The organism is Mycobacterium sp. (assembly GCF_050701675.1).
GTDB lineage: Bacteria > Actinomycetota > Actinomycetes > Mycobacteriales > Mycobacteriaceae > Mycobacterium.
Map to the genome: position 1 here is coordinate 1 of NZ_JBOGDD010000503.1, position 2,652 is coordinate 2,652.

Consider the following 2,652-nt stretch of genomic DNA (forward strand, 5'->3'; position numbering starts at 1 on the left):
ATACTGGCCGCCACACTAGCGGCCCGGGTTTGTCCCACACTTCCTGTCCAATTGGACATTCGGTGGACATTTCAGATGGGATTTGGACGCGAAGTACGGGAAGTCACATCGCCGGCGTCGATCACCACCCTTGCGCACCACACCGCCACCTCACCGAAGCAGCTGTGGCTAGTGCGCCATGTTGGAGAACTGCGACAGATGTAGTTGGTGCGCAATGATAATCGTCTTCGTTGGTCCGTTGCGGTGCTTGCCGAGGGCGAGGTCCGGATCTTAGATGCAGGCACACCACCACCCCGACGACCTGGGCGTAGGGGCGGGGCTTCGGTGGTCCTGAAGATGCCACTTTCGACTACGACGGCCGAGAATCGGCTACGCCGACGAAACAGCCGCCGCAGCACGGACTATCGCGTCGGCTGAGCGCTCGATGTCGTCATCGGTCGTCGCCCAGTTCGATACTGACACTCGAAGCACGTATCGGCCGTTCCACGTTGTACCGCCGAGCCAACAGGTCCCATCGCGCTGGATGGCGGCCACCGTGGCCTTCGTGGCGTCGTCTCCGGCGGACAGCTGCACGAGCACCTGATTGAGCACGACGTCGTTGACGATCCGCGCGCCCGGTATCTCCGCCAGCCGCTGGGCCATTCGCCGAGCCTGGGCGCAGTTGCGGTCGATCAGTTCGGCCAACCCGGTTCGGCCCAGCGACCTCAGCGCCGCATAGATCGGCACGACGCGCGCGCGTCGCGAACTCTCCGGCACATAGTTGGTGCCGTCGCGCTGGCCGGGATCGGCGACGAGGTAGGGCCCGGCAAGGCTCATCGCCGCGACGTGCGCATCGGCGTCTGCGACGATCGCCATCGCGCCGTCATAGGGCACGTTCAGCCACTTGTGCGCATCCACCGCCCAGGAATCGGCCCGCTCGACGCCGGTGGTCAGGTGTTGCAGCGATGGCGCTGCCGCGGCCCACAATCCGAACGCGCCGTCAACGTGCAGCCAGGCGTCACGACCGGCACACGCGTCGGCAATCGGCTCGAATTCGTCGAAGGCGCCGGTTGCGACATTCCCGGCCTGGGCACAGACGATCGCGGGCCCGGCGCCCTGCGCAAGTGCCTCGTGAAGCGCGCCGGGGCGCATCCGGCCTTGGTCATCGGCGACGACACGGACGGCGGTGTTGCCGCCTAGCCCGAGCTGACGCAGCGCAGTGTCGATCGTCGCGTGGGCCTGTTCGCCGCAGATGATGTCCATCGGCGGTGCGCCGATGAGCCCGTCGTATTCGACATTCCAGCCGGCATTCGCGAGAACCGCGTTGCGGGCTGCCGCCAGGCACGTGGTGTTGGCGCCCTGCCCGCCGGTGACGAAACCCACACTGGCAGTGGCTGGTAGCTCGAGGGCGTCGAGCACCCACGCCGAGGTGACTTCTTCGATCGCGGCGGCCGCCGGGGACAGCGAGTGGAACGCGGCGTTCTGGTCCCACGCCGACACCAACCAGTCCGCTGCCAGCGCGGCGGGCAGCGCACCGCCGATCACGAAGCCGAAGTGACGCGGCCCCGCGGTGGCCACCAGGCCGGGCTCGGCGCCCGCCGCCAACGCGTCGATGACGGCCCTCGGATCCTCGCCCCGCTCGGGCAGCGGACCGCCGAGAGCCTCCCGCACCGCCGCCGCGTCGACGCGCGCGGCTACCGGGCGCTCATCGAGGCCGGCGAGAAACTCCCGCGCATGTTCCTGGGCAGCGGACAGGCCGGCAGTGCGATCGCGCATGGGGAAACCCTATCGGCGGCCGCCTGCTAAAGGCAGAACTGCTCGTCGACGATGCCGCATTTCCCTCCCGAGGTGAGAGCCCGGCTAGCGTTGATCTGATGACGGTGTCCGGACCGCGCGTCGCTCGGGTGTGCGCGATTGCAATGGTCGTGCTCGTCGTCGTCCTGACCTCTTCGTGCGGACATCCTGAGCAGCCAGTGCCAGACACCATGCCGACCACCACCACGTCGACCACCAGCACGCCGACCACCACCACCGACGTAGTTCCTTCAGCTGAATTCGCACCTGTCGCCCAGCTCGTGAACGAGGCGATTGCGGCACATCGGCTGCCCGGTGCAGTGGTCCAGATCGGGCACGGCGGCAACGTCGTCTTCCGCCAGGCCTTCGGCTCGCGCAAGCTCACCGGGGAACCGGGACTCGATGGGTCGCCCGCGCCCGCCGAGCCGATGACCGAGGACACCATCTTCGACCTGGCGTCGTTGACGAAGCCCCTCACGACGGCGACTGCCATCCTGCAGCTCTACGAACAAGGCAAGGTTCAGATCGACGAACCCGTGCAGACGTACCTGCCCGACTTCAACCCGGCCAACGACCCACGCCGCGCGCAGGTGACACTGCGCATGTTGCTCACGCACACCTCCGGCATAGCGGGAGATCTGAGCCTGGACGGGCCGTGGGGACTGGACCCGGCCGACAAAGCCGAAGGCATTCACCGAGCGCTCGGCGCATGGGTGGTGTTCGAGCCTGGAACAGGCTTCCACTACTCCGACATCAACTTCATCATCCTCGGCGCGCTGAGCGAGAAGATCACCGGCGATTCTTTGGATATTTACATGCAGCACAACATATTTGCACAACTTGGCATGGATGACACACACTACCTTCCCCGGGCAAAGG

General features: G+C 66.5%; 2 protein-coding genes and 1 pseudogene. 1 reads left to right on the top strand and 2 read right to left on the bottom strand.

Annotated features, from left to right (window positions below; all coding sequences use genetic code 11):
• Positions 1 to 168: 168 nt before the first annotated feature.
• Positions 169 to 258: pseudogene (locus ACRDUX_RS15090) on the bottom strand (hypothetical protein); the annotation flags it as partial.
• A gap of 111 nt (positions 259 to 369) precedes the next feature.
• Positions 370 to 1,755: a pyridoxal phosphate-dependent decarboxylase family protein gene (locus tag ACRDUX_RS15095; protein ID WP_526414828.1), complete on the bottom strand. Its 1,386-nt coding sequence runs from the start codon at positions 1,753 to 1,755 to the stop codon at positions 370 to 372.
• 98 nt (positions 1,756 to 1,853) lie between these two features.
• On the opposite strand from ACRDUX_RS15095, the gene ACRDUX_RS15100 reads away from it, so the two are divergent.
• Positions 1,854 to 2,652, top strand: a 799-nt coding sequence (locus ACRDUX_RS15100) for a serine hydrolase domain-containing protein (RefSeq protein WP_526414829.1), incomplete at its 3' end; no start/stop codon positions are given.

What these genes read in the sequence shown, in the direction of transcription:
- ACRDUX_RS15095 (WP_526414828.1), bottom strand. Translation starts at nt 1,755, where the DNA reads ATGCGCGATCGCACTGCCGGCCTGTCCGCTGCCCAGGAACATGCGCGG.